This window comes from Candidatus Culexarchaeum yellowstonense (genome assembly GCF_024707025.1).
Classification (GTDB): Archaea; Thermoproteota; Methanomethylicia; order Culexarchaeales; family Culexarchaeaceae; genus Culexarchaeum.
In genome coordinates this window covers 1-2744 of the sequence record NZ_JANGFQ010000234.1, presented here as the reverse complement: position 1 = coordinate 2744, position 2744 = coordinate 1, and the positions used below count along the sequence as shown (strand labels likewise).

General features: G+C 38.3%; 3 protein-coding genes, 1 tRNA gene and 1 pseudogene. 2 read left to right on the top strand and 3 right to left on the bottom strand.

The genetic code is table 11. From position 1 onward, the window contains the following. Nucleotides 1-355 precede the first annotated feature (355 nt). The gene (locus tag MRT15_RS11880; protein ID WP_304330487.1) at nucleotides 356-1174 is read left to right on the top strand and encodes an amidohydrolase family protein; all 819 of its coding nucleotides are present in this window, start codon (nucleotides 356-358) and stop codon (nucleotides 1172-1174) included. Between the two features lie 128 nt (nucleotides 1175-1302). On the opposite strand, the gene MRT15_RS11875 is transcribed toward MRT15_RS11880, so the two are convergent. The 3 genes from MRT15_RS11875 to MRT15_RS11865 form a co-directional block, all read right to left on the bottom strand. After that, on the bottom strand, nucleotides 1303-1758 hold the full coding sequence (locus tag MRT15_RS11875) for a type II toxin-antitoxin system VapC family toxin (RefSeq protein ID WP_304330486.1): 456 nt from the start codon (nucleotides 1756-1758) through the stop codon (nucleotides 1303-1305). Beyond that, nucleotides 1730-1996, bottom strand: a complete 267-nt coding sequence (locus MRT15_RS11870) for a hypothetical protein (RefSeq protein WP_304330485.1) — start codon at nucleotides 1994-1996, stop codon at nucleotides 1730-1732. The genes MRT15_RS11875 and MRT15_RS11870 overlap by 29 nt, the downstream gene beginning before the upstream one ends. A 156-nt stretch (nucleotides 1997-2152) precedes the next feature. After that, a tRNA-Arg gene (locus tag MRT15_RS11865) sits at nucleotides 2153-2230 on the bottom strand. Between the two features lie 227 nt (nucleotides 2231-2457). Here MRT15_RS11865 and MRT15_RS11860 point away from each other — a divergent pair. Next, nucleotides 2458-2744 (top strand): annotated as a pseudogene (locus MRT15_RS11860) (MFS transporter); the annotation flags it as partial.

Below are 2744 nucleotides of genomic sequence, written 5' to 3'. Positions count from 1 at the left end.
AGTATTGGGAAATTTCCCCCTCATATTTTAACCACTATCTTATTCCATGAATTTAAAACTTCCTAGTGCAAAGTGCAAAATATTTGTAATTGGCAGAAGTGGATTTTAATGCATTTCTCCGCTGCAAATCGGTTTTTGCTGTAAGTATGCGGCTTAGCGGAACTTATCCTGCCCCCGTTAAAATAATATTTGATGGAAGCTTTAATCCTGCAGTATAAGTAACATGTCAGCTGCATTTTTAAAGATATATATTTTAATATTTTAATTAAGTTCTTCATTACCAAACGAATCTAATTCTTTTGCCTGAAGGTAATTCAATTAAGAATTTAAAGTGATACTTTTACTAGTGGTATATATGTCTCAAATTATAGATGTTCATGTTCACCCACCCCTTGATGCCGAAGATAAAGGGGTAAACCCTAGGATCGTTGGGGAGAAATTACTTGAATGGGCAAATGGGAATGGTATTTCAAGAGTTGTCGTTTTGCCAATAGCTCCATACATCTCCAATGATTACATTTACAAGATAGTGGAGGTTGATCCAAAAACATTAATCGGCTTTGCCTCCATGGTTCCCAACCCCTATGATAAAGCAGTGAAAGAGCTTAAGAGGGCTATTTTAGACTTGGGCTTGAAGGGGTTGAAGTTGCATCCAAATCTTCAAGGCTTCTGCTTAAGGAATCCGCATGTCTGGAAAGTATTGCATGTAGCTGGTGAATTAAGTATTCCAGTTGTTATACATGCATTATGGATTGATGAATCCACACTCTACTTTAAGTCTCCTTACACCCCATGGATTAATACGCTAGAGGATTATGCACTCCTACCCTACGTCGCCCCCGAAGTAAAATTGATATACGCACATATGGGAGGCTTACTCTACTTCAAAGAATTCCTAGGAATAGCAACCCATAAGAACGTATACTTAGATGTATCCTACAGCATAATAACGATTTCACGTGAAATAGGTATGGAAAGATTGGCAGAATACATTAAATTGCTAGGTGCAGAGAAGTTCCTCTTCGGAAGCGACACAATCTTAGGCTGCACCCCGGAAGAGCTTGGTGCGAAAATGCAGATAAATTTAATTAAAAGACTTCCACTCAATGAAGAGGAAAGGGAAAGAATACTACATAAAAACGCTGAAAACATCATAAAGATCTCTCAAAAATGATAGGTTTTATGTAATTTCCAGCTTTCTTTTACATTCGACATATAAAGGTTTAAAACCAAAAGGCATCGAGGTTTGCCAGATTTAAAGTCGGGACCCTGACTTCAGAGGCCATTATCCTATACACATTTTTAACTTAAACATATGCTATTTAACCCCTCTTTTAAAGCTATATTGTGCAGTGTAACATCCCCTGTTAGGAACTCCGTGCATGCTATCTGTTTTGCAGTAGCTATTTGTAAGGCATCTGCTTGATATATGTGATGCTTCTCTACGATTCTCCAAGCTTCAACTAACAACTTCCCTTTAAGCGGAACTACTAGTAAGAGTTTGAGTTTCATTAATCTTCTAGTTTCTAATAGAAATCTCCTCCTAGCAGTGGCATATTCCTCTTCAGTCAATCTACCTTTACACATCGCCCTGTCTAGAGCTCCTAGAACTTCACCAACGTTCCATATGCTAAAACATACTTTAACTTCTCCAATATAAGCCCCTTGGTAAAGTTGTTTAACGAATTCGCTCCCCGCCTCCTTTATATACCTTTTTATAATAGCGCTGCTATCGAGGTAAGCCACTCGCTCTTTCATTTCTCATCTCCCTAATTAGGGCACTTACAGAACCCCTAGGTTCTATGGGTTCGAAGTTTATCTGATAATCTTCTGAACCTGCAATCTTGCTTAATGCATCATCAATATGGCTCAATAGCTCTTCCCTTAATATTTCCTCAAGGAGGCTACTCACATCCACCCCTTTATCTACTGCATACCTCTTAAACTCCATCCAAACCTCCTCATCCACATATATGCTCGTCTTCTTCCTAACCATACTAACTCCAGTAGGTAGGTAAGTAAATAAGTTAATAAAGATTTCTGTAGCATAATTCACAATAGCTTCTTTCATGACATTAAAAGCATTACTAGTTGAATTAAGTTGAAAACCTTTCAAACTACTGTTATCAAAGAGAGGAGCTCGAGCTTGAAATGGCGGGCCCGCCGGGATTTGAACCCGGGACCCCTGGCTCCGGAGGCCAGTGCTCTATCCAAACTGAGCTACGGGCCCATCCACAATTACAATACCACGATAAATTAACATTAAAACACAACTTAATACTTATCTACTCGATTTTATAGCTCTATGTATTGTTATTGTCAGCTCACTGTGATACATATTTAATGTAACACTTTCATTAATCCACTTTATCAATAGGGGTGAGGGGAATAATAGAAAGAAAAATAATTTAAGCAGAGGGCAAACCTTTATTATTACAAATTGGTTGGGGGTTGGGGATGGGTTTTCGAGATTTAAGTAGGGCGTCTTTAATAACGTTTATCTTGTTATCCCTAGTCTCTCTTTTCGCTGATATGACTTATGAGGGGGCTAGGTCGATTTCTGGAGCATATTTAGAAGTGCTTAGCGCCACCGCTGTTTTTGCAAGCCTAGCCAGTATTGGTGAGTTTTTAGGATACATCATGAGATTTGTTAGTGGTATTTTGGCAGGATATTTTAAGTCAAGTAAAGGTTATTGGGGATTAACATTTATGGGTTATATATTAAATTTGATGGTTGTCCCCCT